Below are 15859 nucleotides of genomic sequence, written 5' to 3'. Positions count from 1 at the left end.
GCTAGTACTGCGTATTACCAGAATTAATCCTTAAGAAACCACTTTACAATCGAATCATCCGACTATCCGTTTTTTATGCTGGCGACCCTGCGTTTTTGACAGTGTTTTGCACAAAATCCGGTTTTAAATTTTTCCTTGTAAAGAGTCTTTCATGCATCCTGCGGCCCCACCGGCAACCTCCTCGACGCCCTTCGCCACCCTGCAAGCCGAAATCCTGCGCGACCCCAGTCCCCAGCGCGCCGCCGTCACGGCCGCCTACCGCCGCGACGAAGCCAGCGCCGTCCAATGGCTGCTGGAACAGATCAGGCAAGGCAGCGCCGCCAGCAAGGCCGAAGCCCAGGCGCTGGCGCACCGGCTGGTGTCCGCGGTACGCGCAAAACGTACCCGCGCCTCTGGCGTCGATGCATTGATGCACGAATTCTCGCTGTCGTCGGAAGAGGGCGTGGCGCTGATGTGCCTGGCTGAAGCCTTGTTGCGTATTCCCGACAGTCAAACCGCCGACCGCCTGATCGCCGACAAGATCAGCAAGGGCGACTGGCGCAAGCACCTGGGCGAATCGCCGTCGCTGTTCGTCAACGCGGCGACCTGGGGTTTGTTGATTACCGGCAAGCTTGTCAGCACCAGCAGCGAACGCGGCCTCGGCTCGGCGCTGTCGAAACTGATCGCCAAGGGCGGCGAACCGCTGATACGCAAAGGCGTCGACCTGGCCATGCGCATGCTCGGCAACCAGTTCGTCACCGGCCAGACGATCGAGGAAGCGCTGAAAAACAGCCGCGACAATGAAACCCGCGGCTACCGCTATTCCTACGACATGCTGGGTGAAGCGGCGCTGACCGAAGCGGATGCGTCGAATTATTATGTGTCGTACGAAATGGCGATCCACGCCATCGGCCGCGCGTCGAATGGCCGCGGCATCCAGCAGGGACCGGGGATCTCGGTCAAATTGTCGGCGCTGCATGCGCGCTACAGCCGTGCCCAGCGGGCCCGCGTGATGGCGGAATTGCTGCCGCGCCTGAAATCGCTGCTGCTGCTGGCGAAAAAATACAATATCGGCCTGAACATCGACGCCGAGGAAAGCGACCGCCTGGAATTGTCGCTCGACTTGATGGAAGCGCTGGCCTTCGATCCGGAACTGGCAGGTTTCGACGGCATCGGCTACGTGGTGCAGGCTTACCAAAAACGCTGCCCGTTCGCCATCGATTACCTGATCGACCTGGCCAGGCGCAGCGGCCGCAAATTCATGGTGCGGCTGGTCAAGGGCGCCTATTGGGATTCGGAAATCAAACGCGCCCAGGTCGACGGCTTGAGCGCTTATCCGGTGTACACCCGCAAGGTGTACACCGACGTGTCCTACCTGCTGTGCGCGCAAAAATTGCTGGCTGCCAGCGCGGTGATTTATCCGCAATTCGCCACCCACAACGCGCACACCCTGTCGACCATTTACACCTGGGCCAAGCGCGACGGCATCGACGATTACGAATTCCAATGCCTGCACGGCATGGGCGAAACCTTGTACGACCAGGTGGTCGGCCCGGCCAACCTGGACAAGCCTTGCCGCATTTACGCGCCGGTCGGTTCGCATGAAACCCTGCTCGCCTACCTGGTGCGCCGCCTGCTCGAAAACGGCGCCAACTCCTCGTTCGTCAACCAGATCGTCGATGAAAACATTGCCATCGAAACGCTGATCAAGGACCCGCTGGAACTGGCCCGCGAACAAGGCGGTCAGCCGCATCCGGGGATTGCTTTGCCGCTCGACATGTTTGGCGCCGAACGCAAGAATTCCGCCGGCCTCGACCTGGCCAATGAAGATGTGCTGCGCGACATATCCGCGACGCTGGTCGAAGCACGCACGTGGCACGCCGGACCGTTGATCGACGGTCCGGTCAGCCTCGATCCGCACCAGCAAATCATCAGCAATCCGGCGCGCCACGACGACATGGTCGGCAAGGTCGCGGAAGCGGGCATCGCCGACGTCGAAGCGGCGCTGGCCAGCGCCAGCGCGTATGCGATGGACTGGCAAACCACCGAACCATCGCTGCGCGCGGCGGCCCTGAAACGCGCGGCCGACCTGTATGAAACGCACCGCATCGAGTTGATCGCGCTGGCGATCCGCGAAGCGGGCAAGTCTTTACCGAACGCGATCGCCGAAGTCCGTGAAGCGGTCGACTTCCTGCGCTATTACGCGGCGCAAGTCGAACACACGCCCAACACGCTGGCGCTGGGTCCGATTACCTGCATCAGCCCGTGGAATTTCCCGCTGGCGATTTTCACCGGCCAGATTGCCGCCGCCTTGGCCGCCGGCAACGTGGTGCTGGCCAAGCCGGCCGAGCAAACGCCATTGATCGCCCATCGCGCCGTGGAATTGCTGCATCAGGCGGGCGTGCCGAGCGGCGCGCTGCAATTCTTGCCGGGCCGTGGCGAAACCGTCGGCGCCGGCCTGTGCAACGACCAGCGCGTCAAGGGCGTGATTTTCACCGGCTCGACCGAAGTGGCGCAATTGATCAACCGCACGCTGGCCAGGCGCTCGGTCGATGAAGCGTGCGATATTGCGCTGATCGCCGAAACCGGCGGCCAGAACGCCTTGATCGTCGATTCGTCGGCATTGCCGGAACAAGTGGTGCAGGACGCGATCTCGTCGGCGTTCGACAGTGCCGGCCAGCGTTGCTCGGCGCTGCGCGTCTTGTTCCTGCAACAGGATATCGCCGATAAAACCATCAAGATGCTGAAGGGCGCGATGCAGGAATTGCGCGTCGGTAATCCTGACCGCCTGGTGACCGATATCGGTCCGGTCATCGACAGCGAAGCGCAGCGCAACTTGCTGGCCCACATCAACAAATTGAAGACCACCGCGATCAGCCATTTTTCGCTCGACTTGCCGCCAGTCAGCGGCACCTTTGTCGCGCCGACCGTGCTGGAAATCACATCGCTGTCCGAATTGACGCAGGAAGTATTCGGCCCGGTATTGCACGTGATCCGCTACCAGCGCGCCGACTTGCCGCAATTGATCGATTCGATCAATGCCAGCGGTTACGGCTTGACGCTGGGCATCCATTCACGCATCGATGAAACCATCGATTTCATCACGGCGCGCGCCCACGTCGGCAATATCTACGTCAACCGCAACATCGTCGGCGCGGTGGTCGGGGTGCAGCCGTTCGGCGGCGAAGGCAAATCGGGCACCGGTCCGAAAGCGGGCGGTCCGCTGTACCTGAAACGCTTGCAGCGCAACCCGTTCACCGCTGCGCAACACCAGCGCCAGGCGTCGCCGGCGCTGGACGCGTTGACGGCCTGGGCCAATACGCAGGGCAAGCACAAGCTGGCCACGCTGGCCGATGACTATGCGCGCACCACCTTGCTGGGCAGCAGCATCGCCTTGCCAGGCCCGACCGGCGAGCGCAACACGCTCAGTTTTGCCGCGCGCGGTCCAGTGCTGTGCGTGGCGGCCAGCGCCGACGTGCTGCTGAACCAATTGGCGGCGATTGTTGCGACCGGCAACAGCGCCATCGTGCTGGCCCAATTGCCGACACTGATCCCGGCCGACTTGCCGGCGGTATTGTCGGAACGTATACAGGTGATCAACTCGCTGGAAGCCAGCGATTACCCATTCCAGGTGGCATTGGTCGAGCCGGTACTGTCCAAGCAGGTCAAACCGCTGCTGGCGGCCCGCAATGGGGCCTTGGTGACCACGATCGAGACCACCGAGGAGGGTGTCATACCTTTGTGGCGTTTGGTCGCTGAGCGGGCTCTGTGCGTGAATACGACTGCAGCCGGCGGCAACGCCAGCCTGATGACGCTGAGCGTGTAGGGCCGATCGCTTCAACAGCGCTGCCAAACCAGGCGCCGGCGGACAACTCCGCTGGCGCCTGTGGATAAGGCGGCAATCATCCACAGGCGCTTCGGCGCCTTTTTTTATGCGCTCATCAACATTGCGCTGTCAAGCGTGCGCACAGGCGTTTTACAACGAAAAACGCATAACGCGACGCCACCGCCTGCACAAACCGCATGAAGTCGAGCGCCGCCGCTTCATTCGCGTTATCCGAAATCGTCCGCATCACGGTAAACGGGATGCCCAGCTCAAAACACACTTGCGCCACCGCGGCGCCTTCCATTTCCACCGCCAGCAAATCGGGCAACGCCTCCTTCAACTGGCCCAGATGGATGCGGCTGCTGATGAATTGATCGCCGCTGCCGATCTGGCCACGGTGCGACTGGGGCCGGGTAATGCCAAATTCTTTCGCTTCGGTAACACTGATGGCGTCGTGAAAGTCCGATTCCAGGAAATCCCGGCATGAAACGGACAATTGTTCGCTCATCGTGCTATCGGACAAGAACCGCGACAAGCCCGTCAGCGGCACTTCGAAACGGGGAAACAGCGGCGTGGCGTCCATATCGTGCTGGACCAGCGATTCGCCGACCACGATATCGCCCACTCGCACGCCGCTATCGGCGCTGCCGGCAACGCCGGTAAAAACAATGTGGGTAACTCCGAACTTTTCCACAAGAATGCTTGCGGTCATTGCCGCTGCAACCTTGCCTATACGCGATAGAACGCACACAGCGTCGATTCCCCACAACGTGCCCTGGGTGTAGTCGCGCATGCCGTGCGACAGCTTGTGGGGGCTTTCCATGGCCTCTACCAGCCCTTGTTGTTCTTCATTCAGCGCACTAATGATGCCTAAACGGATAGTTTTACTCGAATTCATCGATCTGATCGCCTGTTTTTTGCTGTTATAGACACGTTTTTAGCCGTACTGGGCGAGCTATCCACCGTTTTGCGCTGTATAGCTGTTTTAAATAAAGATGTATATAAAAAAATAGTAGTGATAGTAAACCCGCATTTTTCTGTGGATAAGTCGGTTAACTTCAAAAAAATCATCCACTTGGCCTCCACAAAACCGCTTGCATAAACATTGTATCCAGACAGGATGAGTTTGGGATAAAAAAGAACTTGTGCACAAACAGGCGGTTTCCTCACATCTCATCCTGTGGATATGCAATAGCTTATCCACAGACGGTCTTCAAAAAATCGTTTTTTCATGCTGTTGCGGCGATTTTCACGGTGCCGTGGACAGCTGTTCGGCCGATGTTCAGCAAAGCAGAGCTTGGCATGGTCGATTTTTTTTGATCAGCCAAGCCTGGTTGTTGGCGTCGGCGTTTTGTTGACGTCATATTGCAAAACGCCGTTGGGGATGGTTTTTGACTTTTTTCGAGAAATCGCCGGTCTTGCGCGTTTTGTCGTCGTTTACAATAGATCTATATAAAAAAATAGTAGTAGTAGTAAACGCGGAAATTTCTGTGGATAAGCCCCTATTTATCATAAGAATCATGCGTTTAGCGTCAAAAAAAAGCGTGAATAATCGCTGTATCAGTGCAGGAGCAAATCTGTATAAAATCCGGCTCCGGGGATAACTGCCGGTTTACGCACAACTCATCTTGTGGATATCAAGTGACTTGTCCACAGCCGGCCCCAAAAAGCAGCCAAAATATCCACTTTTTGGGCTGCCAGTCCGTTTTATCTTCCCTAAACCATGCTGCAGACCATCCTTGGCTGGGCAATAGCGACTGGCTGGCCAAGTGGCGTCCGCAAAAGTGAGTCTTCAAAAAATACTATGCGGCGTGGCTCAGGTGTTCTTCCTTGGTTTTGCAGGTTGACGATTTTTTGCCGACAGTCGTCAGGGACTGGTGCGCGGCCGCGATTTTTTTTGAGCCGGTCCCGTTTTATTCTAAGAAGTTGAATATAAGAATAGTAGTAATGGTTAACAGTGGTACTTTGCTGTGGATAAGTACTTATTTTTCCACAACATCAAGGACTTGGCGCCCGTACAAACGCTGGGTAACGCTTGTATGAGCTGGGAACTGTTTCTGGACAAAAAAAGTTGCCCAAAAAAATTTTTCGTTTACTCACAAACCGCACCTGTGGATATCCATAGGTTTATCCACAGCAGAAATACCCCTTTCAGCTGCGTATCCGGTTTCTTTTTGAGTGTTCTGGTAATCTTGCAGTTCACAGAGGAGAGCCACACAATGGACTTGCAAGCACTTTTCGAGTATCCGATCATCCAGGGGCCGATGGCTGGCGGCGCTTCCACGCCGGAGCTGGTCGCCGCCGTATCGAACGCCGGCGGACTTGGTTCTTTCGCCGCATCGCTGTTGCCGGCGCAAGCGATCCGCGAGCAGATTGCGCGGATACGGTCGCTGACGCAGCGGCCTTTCCTGGTGAATTTATTCGTGCAGCACACACCGCAGCCATCGGCGGCGCAGATTGAACACGCCGCGCAATTGCTGCAACCGGTCTGGTCGGCGCTCGGCTGGCCGGCATTGCCGCTGCCATCGACGTGGTGCGAAGATTTCGAGTCGCAATTCGACGCGTTGCTGGACGCGCATCCGGCCGCCGCCAGTTTTACCTTCGATATCTTGAGCGCCGACCACGTGAAACGTTTGCATGCGGCCGGTATTTTTGTCATCGGCACCATCACCACCGTCGACGAGGCGCTGGCCTGGCAAGCGATAGGCGCCGATGCGGTGGTGGCGTCCGGCGTGCAATCCGGTGGCCATCGCGGTACGTTTCTCGGGCCGCAAACCGAGGCGACGCTGACCATCGAGCAATTATTACCGCAAGTGGTGGCGGCATTGACGATCCCGGTGATCGCCGCCGGCGCCATCATGGACGGTGCCGATATCGCCCGCATGCTGGCCATCGGCGCCGCCGCGGTACAAATGGGCACGGCCTTCCTGGTCACCGACGAATCCGGCATCCATCCCGCTTATAAACGGCATTTATTGTCGCCAGTAAGCCATGTGACACGGCTGACGCGCGGTTTTTCAGGCCGTTATGCACGCGGCGTGGAAAACCGTTTCATGCGTGTGATGTTGCCGGTGGAGTCGCAAGTGCCCGCTTATCCCGTGCAAAACGCGTTGACCGGCAGCATACGCGCGCTTGCCGCCAAGGAAGCCGATATTGAATTAATGTCACTATGGGCCGGAACAGGTGTTAATCTTGCTCGTGGCATGCCAGCCGCGCAATTGATACAGACTCTGGTGGCGGAAATGCAGAGCGCGGGGTAGAGACATCCGCGCCATGACCGCTCATCGTTTACCGAAAGGAGCAGTCATTGGAATCGGCAGGAACATTCGACTACATTATTGTTGGCGGCGGCACGGCCGGTTGCGTGCTGGCCAACCGGCTGACCCGCGACAAGAACGCCACGGTGCTGCTGGTCGAGGCCGGCGGCAAGGATGATTATGTGTGGATACACATCCCGGTCGGCTATTTGCATTGCATCGGCAATCCGCGCACCGACTGGCTGTACCGGACCGAAGTGGATAACGGCCTTGGCGGGCGCAGTTTGATCTATCCGCGCGGTAAGGTACTGGGCGGCAGTTCCTCGATCAACGGCATGATTTACATGCGCGGCCAGGCTGGCGATTACGACCGCTGGGCCGAGCTGACCGGCGATCCGTCGTGGTCCTGGCAGCAGGTCTTGCCCTTGTTTAAAAAGAGTGAGGACCATTACGCCGGCGCGTCCGAATTTCACGGCGGCGGCGGCGAATGGCGGGTCGAAAAACAGCGCTTGTCGTGGCAAATCCTGGATGCGTTCCGTGACGCGGCGGCGCAAAGCGGGATTCCCAACAGCAGTGATTTTAATCGCGGCGACAATGCCGGCTGCGGCTATTTCGAGGTCAATCAACGGCGCGGCATCCGCTGGAATACCGCCAAGGCATTCTTGAAACCGGCGTCGCGCCGGCCGAACCTGACCATCATGACCGGCTGCCACGTGGAACGTTTGCTCATCGAGCAGACCGAACACGGGCCGCGTTGCGGCGGCGTGGTCTTTACCGGCGGCGGTTCGACCTGGCGCGCGCTGGCGACACGTGAAACCTTGCTGACCGCCGGCGCGGTCGGCTCGCCGCAGATCTTGCAATTGTCGGGCATCGGCCCGGCCGGCTTGTTGCGGCAATATGGCATCGCGCCGCTGCTCGATGCGGCGGGTGTCGGCGACAATTTGCAAGACCATTTGCAACTGCGCATGGTGTTCAAGGTGAAGGGGGTCAAGACCTTGAATGCGATGGCGGGCAATTGGTACGGCAAGATGAAAATCGGCCTCGAATATGCGCTGTTCCAGAGCGGCCCGATGTCGATGGCGCCGTCGCAGCTGGGCGCGTTCGCCAGGTCCGATGCGGGCCAGGCCACGCCGAACCTGCAATATCATGTACAACCCTTATCGCTGGAAAAATTCGGCGATCCGCTGCATGCATTCCCGGCATTCACCGCCAGCGTATGCAATCTGCGGCCGACCTCGCGCGGCCATGTGCGCATCGGCAGCGGCGATGCGTATGCGCCGCCCAGGATCACGCCGAACTATCTGAACACGCCCGAAGACCGCAAGGTTGCCGCCGCCGCGCTGACATTGACGCGCACTATTGTCGCCGCACCTGCGCTGCATCAATTCGAACCGGAAGAATTCAAGCCCGGTTTGCAGTACCGTACTGAAGGGGAGTTGGCCCAAGCCGCGTCCGCTATCGGCACGACGATTTTTCATCCGGTCGGCACCTGCAGGATGGGCCAGGCTGGGGATAAGTCGGCAGTTGTCGACAGCCAGCTGCGGGTGATCGGCGTTGCTGGCTTGCGTGTCGTCGATGCATCGGTGATGCCGTTTATTACATCCGGCAACACCAACTCGCCGACCGTGATGATTGCCGAAAAAGCGGCGCTGATGATCCATGCCGCGTGGAAGTAGCAAGGATGTAGCGGCCGCGGCGGGTGGTAGTTGTACGGTATTGTGATTAAAAAGCAAACTATGTAATATAAAAAAACCAAGTGCTATCCAGGCACGACTAGGAGACACGATGTCAAACGTAATCTTAGAAACAAAGAATTTGACCAAGGAATTCAAGGGGTTTACCGCCGTTAATGACGTGAATTTGCAAGTAGAGCGGGGCCATATCCATGCGCTGATCGGCCCGAATGGCGCCGGTAAGACCACCTGTTTTAATTTGCTGACCAAGTTTTTGGTACCCAGCTCCGGTCATATCCTGTTCAATGGACGTGACATCACCGCCGCCAGACCGGCACACATCGCGCGCATGGGCGTGATCCGTTCATTCCAGATTTCCGCCGTCTTTCCCCATTTATCGGTGCTGCAAAATGTGCGCATCGGCTTGCAGCGCCAGCTCGGCACGTCGTTCCATTTCTGGCAAAGCGAACGCTCCTTGAACCAGCTCAACGACCGCGCAATGGCCTTGCTGGCCGAGGTCGACCTGAGCGAGTTCGCCGATACCATCACGGTCGACATGCCTTACGGCCGCAAGCGCGCGCTGGAAATCGCCACCACGCTGGCGATGGAACCGGAACTGATGCTGCTCGATGAACCGACCCAGGGCATGGGCCACGAAGACGTGCACCGGGTTACCGAGCTGATCAAGAAAGTGTCGGCCGGACGCACGATCTTGATGGTCGAACACAATATGAATGTGGTGTCCGGCATCTGCGACAAGATTTCCGTCTTGCAGCGCGGCGCGATGCTGGCCGAAGGCAATTACGCCGACGTGTCGCGCAACCCGCAAGTGATGGAAGCGTATATGGGGACCACCCAGACCGAGCTGGAAGGAGCGCATTGATGACGGCCGCACTGGAAATCTCCAGGCTGCATACCTGGTACGGCGAATCGCATATCTTGCATGACGTGAACTTCAAGGTGGAGCAGGGCGAAGTCGTCACTTTGCTGGGCCGCAATGGCGCCGGCCGCACCACGACCTTGCGCGCCATCATGGGCCTGACCGGCGCGCGCAAGGGGTCGATCAAAGTCAACGGCGCCGAAGCGATAGGTTTGGCGACGCACAAAATCGCCCATCTCGGCATCGGCTATTGTCCTGAAGAGCGCGGCATTTTTTCATCGTTGTCGACCGAGGAAAACCTGATGTTGCCGCCAGTGCTGGACGGCGTCGGCAAGGGCATGGCGGTCGATGAAATCTACGCCATGTTCCCCAACCTGCAAGAGCGCAGGCATAGCCAGGGCACGCGTTTGTCCGGCGGCGAACAGCAGATGCTGGCGGTGGCGCGGATCTTGCGCACCGGCGCGCGGCTGCTGCTGCTCGATGAAATCTCGGAAGGGCTGGCGCCGGTCATCGTGCAGGGCCTGGCGCGCATGATCACGACCTTGAAAGCGAAGGGCTACACCATCGTCATGGTGGAGCAGAATTTCCGGTTTGCCGCGCCGTTGGCGGACCGGTTTTATGTGATGGAGCATGGCCAGATCGTCGAGACGTTTGCGGCGTCCGAACTCGACGCCAAGATGCCCGTGCTGACCGAATTGCTGGGCGTGTAGCGACAGTGGTTCGATTGGTTTGAAGCATCGTATTTCCCTACCGTACAGACCCACCATCATCAACGGAGACAATATGAAATGTAACGCTATCGCCATCGCGGCATCGGCCCTGTGCATGCTGGGATGGGGCGCCGCGGCGCAAGCCCAGGTATCGGGCGACACGATTAAAATCGGTTTCATCACCGACATGTCCGGCGTGTATTCGGATGTCGACGGGCAGGGCGGAGCGGAGGCGATCAAGATGGCGATCGCCGACGCCGGGGTGGTTCTGGCGGGCAAGAAAGTGGAATTCATTTCGGCCGACCATCAAAACAAGGCCGACATCGCCGCCTCCAAGGCGCGTGAATGGTTCGACCAGCAAGGCGTCGATTTGCTGATCGGCGGCACCAATTCCGGCGCCAGCCTGGCGATGGCCAAAGTGGCCGCGGAAAAGAAAAAAATCTTCATCGCGATCGGCGCCGGTTCGTCGCGCCTGACCAATGAGGAATGCACGCCGTACACCGTGCATTACGCCTACGACACGGTGGCGCTGGCGCGCGGCACCGGCGGCACCATCGTCAAGCAGGGCGGCAGGAACTGGTACTTCATGACCGCCGATTACGCCTTCGGCCACTCGCTTGAAAAAGATACGGCGGAAGTGGTGCAAAAGGCGGGCGGCAAGGTGCTGGGCAGCGTCAAGCATCCACTGTCGGCGTCCGATTTTTCCTCCTTCCTGCTGCAGGCGCAGGCATCGAAAGCGCAAATCCTCGGCCTGGCCAATGCCGGCGGCGACGCCATCAACAGCATCAAGGCGGCCAATGAATTCGGCCTGACCAAGAATATGCGGCTGGCCGGTTTGCTGATCTTTATCAACGACATCCATTCGCTGGGCTTGAACCTGACCCAGGGTATGTATCTGACCGATGGCTGGTATTGGGACTTGAATCCGGAAACCCGGGCCTGGTCGAAACGTTATTTCGACAAGATGAAAAAAGAGCCGTCGATGCTGCAGGCGGCCGATTATTCGGCGGCGGCGAATTACCTGAAAGCCGTCAAGGCGCTCGGCACCGACGATACCGACAAGGTCATGGCCTACCTCAAAAAGACCAGGATCAACGACATGTTCACCAAGGATGGCGAGATCCGCCCGGATGGCCGCATGGTACACGATATGTATTTGATGGAAGTCAAAAAGCCCTCCGAATCGAAAGCGCCCTGGGACTATTACAAAGTCGTCGCCACCGTGCCCGGCGCCCAGGCTTATCTGACCAAGGCCGAATCCAAGTGTTCGTTGTGGAAATAATTTAGCTTCCTCACCTTGCGCAGCCGCGCCACGTCGCTGGCGCTGGCTGCGCCTGTCCCTCGATCCCTCGCCGGCTGGTCCGGTGACTTTTATACTGTGATGCCATGGAAATTTTCGGCGTTCCATTACAAGCGATGATGAGCCAGCTATTGCTCGGTCTCGTCAACGGCTCGTTTTATGCCATGTTGTCGCTCGGTCTGGCGGTCATCTTCGGCTTGCTCAATGTGATCAATTTCTCCCACGGCGCGATGTACATGATCGGCGCTTTTTTTGCATGGATGGGACTGACTTATTTCGGCATCAATTATTGGGTGATGCTGATCGTCGCGCCGCTGCTGATCGGCCTGCTCGGCATCGTGATTGAAAAAACCATGCTGCGCTGGCTGTACAAGCTCGATCATTTATATGGCTTGCTGCTGACCTTCGGCATCACGCTGATCGCCGAAGGCGTGTTCCGCTCCTTTTACGGCGTGTCCGGCCAGCCTTACGCGGTGCCGGAATCGCTGGCCGGCGCAACCGACCTCGGCTTCATGATCTTGCCGAATTACCGTGCCTGGGTGGTGGTCGCGTCGCTCGGCATTTGCCTGGCGACCTGGTTCGTCATCGAAAAAACCAAGCTCGGCTCCTACCTGCGGGCCGGCACCGAAAATCCGAAACTGGTCGAAGCGTTCGGCATCAACGTGCCGCTGATGGTCACGCTGACCTACGGCTTCGGCGTGGCGCTGGCGGGCTTTGCCGGCGTGCTGGCGGCGCCGATCATCCAGGTATCGCCGCTGATGGGCTCGAACCTGATCATCGTCGTGTTCGCCGTGGTGGTGATCGGCGGCATGGGTTCCATCATGGGCTCGATCCTGACCGGGCTCGGGCTGGGCGTCATCGAGGGCTTGACCCGCGTATTTTATCCGGAAGGGTCGGCCACCGTGGTATTCGTCGTGATGGTGATCGTGCTGCTGTTGCGTCCGGCCGGCCTGTTCGGCAAGGAGAAATAATGGACGCTACCGTCAGCCGCACACAGTATGGGAGTTTCAAGATGAATAAAAACATAGGCTATGGTGTGGCACTGGCGATTGCGCTGGCCGCGCCATTTTTCGGTTATCCGGTGCTGATGATGAAGTTGCTGTGCTTTTCGCTGTTTGCATGCGCCTTCAATTTGTTGATCGGCTACACCGGCTTGCTATCGTTCGGCCACGCGGCGTTTTTCGGTGCGGCCGGCTACGTGTCCGGTTATGCGCTGAGGACGCTGGGCTGGCCGACCGAGCTGGGCTTGCTGGCCGGTGTCCTGGTCGGCGCCGTGCTGGGCTTGCTGATGGGCGGCATCGCGATTCGCCGCCAGGGCATCTACTTCACGATGATCACGCTGGCGCTGGCGCAGATGGTGTACTTTTTGGCGTTGCGCTTGCCGTTCACCGGCGGCGAAGATGGCTTGCAGGGCGTTCCACGTGGAACATTATTGGGCTCCGTCGACTTGTCGAATGACATGACCATGTATTACGTGGTGCTGGCCATCGCGGTCGGCGGCTTCGCGCTGATCGTGCGCACCGTGCATTCGCCGTTCGGCCAGATCTTGAAAGCCATCAAGGAAAACGAACCGCGCGCCATTTCGCTCGGTTACGACGTCGATAAATACAAGCTGGCGGTGATCGTGCTGTCGGCGTCGCTGGCCGCGCTGGCCGGCGCCACCAAGACGCTGGTACTGGGTTTCGAAACGCTGACCGACGTGCACTGGACCATGTCCGGCCTGGTGGTGCTGATGACCCTGGTCGGCGGCATGGGCACGCTGGCCGGGCCCATCCTCGGCGCGCTGATCATCATCACGCTGGAAAACAAGCTGGGCGACTTCGGCACCTTTGTCGCGACGCAGACCGGCATCGAGTGGTTCCATACGCTCGGCGAATCGGTCAGCATGGTGACCGGCCTGATCTTCGTTGCCTGCGTGCTATTGTTCCGGCGCGGCATCGTCGGCGAAATCGTCGCCCGCTACGGCGGCGCCAGAAAACCAGCCTGAGCACTGACTACCCTGATCTCACCCTGGCGCCGGACACTGTCCGGCGTTTTTCATGGTGGCGACACCGATGTTTGGCCTACGCCAATAATTACTCGTGGCAAGAGTTCTAGTATCAGGTACATCAACCACGAGGAGATCACATGAAACATGGAAAGCGCATCGCGGGTGCGGGTTTGCTGTGCTCGCTGCTGGCCGGCTGCGGCAGCACGCACGGGCCGGAACACATCAATCAGGTGCCCGATTACCTGGGGCCGATCACGCGCACCGATTACGACGGCACGACGAATGATTTACTGACCGCCGGCCTCGGCAAGACCGGGCTGGCCGGCGCCACCCCGGTCTATGCCGATCCGGCGAATCCTACGGCTTCTGAGCTGCGCCGCAACGCGATCTACTCCAACTACCGGGCGGTGCTCGATATCGCCGCCAACAGCGGTTACGGCACCTTGTACGGCCCTAACGTCGATGCCAAGGGGAATGTCGGCAGCGGGGAGGGCAAGATTGCCGGCAGCGAATACCTGGCCTATAGCGACGATGGCACCGGACAGCGCAACGTGACGCTGATGGTGCAGGTGCCAAACAGCTTCGATCCGGCCAGCCCGTGCATCGTCACCGGCACGTCGAGCGGTTCGCGCGGCATCTATGGCGCGATCGGCAGTTCCGGCGAATGGGGCTTGAAAAACCATTGCGCGGTGGTGTACGCCGACAAGGGCAGCGGCATCGGCTTGTATGTCTTCGAGGACGACAGCGTCAACCTGCAAGACGGCGTGCGCCGCGACCGCGTCGCGGCTGGCAAGAATGCCAATTTTGCGCCGCAGCTCGGCGATGCCGAGCGGGCCGCCTTCAGCGCGTCGGCGCCCTACCGCATCGCTTTCAAGCATGCACACTCGCAACAGAACCCGGAAAAGGATTGGGGCAGGTTCACCTTGCAATCGATCGAGTTCGGCTTCTATGTGCTCAACGAACGCTACGGCGCGCTGGCGCGCGACGGCAGCCACCATCTGCGGCGTTTCACGGCCAGCAATACCATCACCATCGCCTCCAGCATTTCGAATGGCGGCGGCTCGGCCTTGCGCGCCGCCGAGCAAGATAGCCGGGGCTTGATCAGCGGTATCGCCGTCAGCGAACCGCAAGTGCAGCCGGACAGCCAGACCGCTTACACGGTGCGGCAGGGCGGGGCGGTGGTCAATCTTCCGGGCAAACCGCTGTTCGACTATGCGACCTATGCCGCGCTGTATCAACCGTGCATCGCCGGCAGTGCCGGCCGTTGCAGTGCGCTGGTCGGCAAGGGCTTGTTGTCGGGCGCCGACTTGGCGGCGCAGCAAGCCAACGCGGCTATCAAGTTGAAAGCCTATGGCTGGCTGGCCGATTCCGATCCCTTGCAAGCCGCGCATGCCGGCACCAATATCTTGATCGCGGCCACCTATGCCAACGCCTACGGCAAATTCCCGGTGACCGACAAGGTGTGCGGCTTCAGCTTTGCCCAGACCGATACCGGCAGCGGCGTGCCGATTCCTTTTACGCAGGAACAAAAAGCGTCCAGCTTCGCGGCGCAGAGCGGCATCATCGGCAGCGTGGTGTATGAAAACTCGGTCGGCGGCGCCAGGGCCTACACCTTCGGCATCTCGCCTTCGACGGCGCTGGCCGACCAGTCGCTCGACGGTTTCCTGTGCCTGCGCGGCCTGGCGACCGGTATCGATGCGGTCAGCGGCGGGGCGCTGGCGCCGCTGCAGGCCGAACAAAGCCGGCGCGTGCGCGATGGCATCCGGGACGCGCAGGCGAGCGCCAATTTGCGCGGCAAGCCGGCCATCATCGTGCATGGCCGGGCCGATACGCTGATCCCGGTCAACGACGCGTCGCGCGCCTACCTGGGCCTGAACGCGGCCGCCGAGGGCAGTGCCAGCCAGCTGCGGTATATCGAAGTGACCAACGCCAATCACTTCGATTCCTTCACCAGCTCCTTGCCGACCGTGATCGTGCCGCTGCACGTGTATTTCAACCATGCGCTGGACGCCATGTACGCGCACCTGAAAAACAGCCAGCCGCTGCCGCCGTCGCAAGTGGTGCGCACCGTGACGCGGGCCGATGCGTCGACTCCCATCACCATCGCCAACGTGCCGCCGATCGCCACGGCGGTAGCGGCCGGTAATGCGATCGTGGTGACCGGAACGGTGGTCGATGTGCCGAACTAATGAGCGAGCTGTAAAACAGAGCGGGCCACGTGTTTCACGTGGCCCGCTTTTTTAT

Annotated in this window: 10 protein-coding genes; 9 read left to right on the top strand and 1 reads right to left on the bottom strand. The window is 59.5% G+C overall.

Annotated elements, in window-relative coordinates:
- The first annotated feature begins 151 nt into the window (after positions 1–151).
- Positions 152–3805 carry a trifunctional transcriptional regulator/proline dehydrogenase/L-glutamate gamma-semialdehyde dehydrogenase gene (gene putA / locus GJA_RS24525; protein ID WP_038497639.1) on the top strand — a complete coding sequence of 1218 codons (3654 nt, stop codon included), beginning with the start codon at positions 152–154 and terminating at the stop codon, positions 3803–3805.
- A gap of 115 nt (positions 3806–3920) precedes the next feature.
- Here the strand turns inward: putA and GJA_RS24520 are convergent, their stop codons facing one another.
- Positions 3921–4628 (bottom strand): 5'-methylthioadenosine/adenosylhomocysteine nucleosidase, encoded by a 708-nt coding sequence (locus GJA_RS24520; protein WP_439951385.1) that lies wholly within the window; start codon positions 4626–4628, stop codon positions 3921–3923.
- A gap of 1396 nt (positions 4629–6024) precedes the next feature.
- Here GJA_RS24520 and GJA_RS24515 point away from each other — a divergent pair.
- The 8 genes from GJA_RS24515 (at position 6025) to GJA_RS24480 (ending at position 15804) form a co-directional block, all read left to right on the top strand.
- Entirely contained in the window at positions 6025–7065 is a 1041-nt protein-coding gene (locus GJA_RS24515; protein ID WP_038497637.1) for an NAD(P)H-dependent flavin oxidoreductase, read from the top strand.
- Positions 7066–7112: 47 nt separating this feature from the next.
- Complete coding sequence (locus GJA_RS24510; protein WP_038497636.1) at positions 7113–8738, top strand: GMC family oxidoreductase; 1626 nt, start codon at positions 7113–7115, stop codon at positions 8736–8738.
- Positions 8739–8847: 109 nt separating this feature from the next.
- A complete protein-coding gene (locus GJA_RS24505) occupies positions 8848–9618 on the top strand; it encodes an ABC transporter ATP-binding protein (protein WP_038497635.1) in 771 nt (256 codons plus the stop codon).
- Positions 9618–10325, top strand: coding sequence for an ABC transporter ATP-binding protein (locus GJA_RS24500; RefSeq protein ID WP_038497634.1), 708 nt, complete (start codon positions 9618–9620; stop codon positions 10323–10325). Before GJA_RS24505 ends, GJA_RS24500 begins: the two co-directional genes overlap by 1 nt.
- A gap of 73 nt (positions 10326–10398) precedes the next feature.
- A complete protein-coding gene (locus tag GJA_RS24495) occupies positions 10399–11607 on the top strand; it encodes an ABC transporter substrate-binding protein (protein WP_038497633.1) in 1209 nt (402 codons plus the stop codon).
- Positions 11608–11711: 104 nt separating this feature from the next.
- On the top strand, positions 11712–12596 hold the full coding sequence (locus tag GJA_RS24490) for a branched-chain amino acid ABC transporter permease (RefSeq protein WP_038497632.1): 885 nt from the start codon (positions 11712–11714) through the stop codon (positions 12594–12596).
- A 41-nt stretch (positions 12597–12637) separates the two neighbouring features.
- Positions 12638–13612: a branched-chain amino acid ABC transporter permease gene (locus GJA_RS24485; RefSeq protein ID WP_038501021.1), complete on the top strand. Its 975-nt coding sequence runs from the start codon at positions 12638–12640 to the stop codon at positions 13610–13612.
- A 140-nt stretch (positions 13613–13752) separates the two neighbouring features.
- Positions 13753–15804 (top strand): 3-hydroxybutyrate oligomer hydrolase family protein, encoded by a 2052-nt coding sequence (locus GJA_RS24480; RefSeq protein ID WP_038497631.1) that lies wholly within the window; start codon positions 13753–13755, stop codon positions 15802–15804.
- Positions 15805–15859: the final 55 nt, after the last annotated feature.

Origin of the sequence: Janthinobacterium agaricidamnosum NBRC 102515 = DSM 9628, from assembly GCF_000723165.1 — a bacterium.
Classification (GTDB): Bacteria; Pseudomonadota; Gammaproteobacteria; order Burkholderiales; family Burkholderiaceae_D; genus Janthinobacterium; species Janthinobacterium agaricidamnosum.
The sequence above is the reverse complement of the archived record's forward strand: the minus strand, read 5'-3'. Positions and strand labels throughout refer to the sequence as shown.